We start from the raw sequence: 408 nt of genomic DNA, 5'->3' as shown, positions 1-408 counted from the left end.
GCATATCGTGACGGCTGGGATAAACCTGATCTGCGCGCGGGAGAACGTTTCCGCCAGATCTCATCGCACTGTGTGCTCAGAAAAGCGCACATTCGTCAGTCAGTGCGCGACCCACTGCTGCGCAAGCTGATGTATCGCGTGGCCGAGTTTGAAAAGATGAAGGCCATGGCAGAATTGCGGCTGACGTTACGTGAGGAGCGTCAGGCCATCCGGGACACCGGTGAACATCGACCGCTCAGCTGGAAAACGTGGGTTGAGCGTGAAGCGCTGCAGGGTGATGTGGCGGCCATCAGTCAGATGCGCGGCTGGGCGTACCGTGAGAAACGCCGGGTGCGTCAGGATGTCATGCGACAGCCTGAACCTGCGATCATTATTCACTTTGCACAGGGGGATGATGTGACGTCGTTC

General features: G+C 58.1%; 1 pseudogene. It reads left to right on the top strand.

The window, feature by feature from the left end:
- Positions 1 to 408 (top strand): annotated as a pseudogene (locus tag GVL52_RS29685) (hypothetical protein); the annotation flags it as partial.

Origin of the sequence: Rhizobium sp. 18055 (assembly GCF_902706285.1) — a bacterium.
Lineage (GTDB): Bacteria > Pseudomonadota > Alphaproteobacteria > Rhizobiales > Rhizobiaceae > Rhizobium.
Note: the sequence above shows the minus strand (reverse complement) of the source record. Positions and strands in the feature narration are given on the sequence as shown.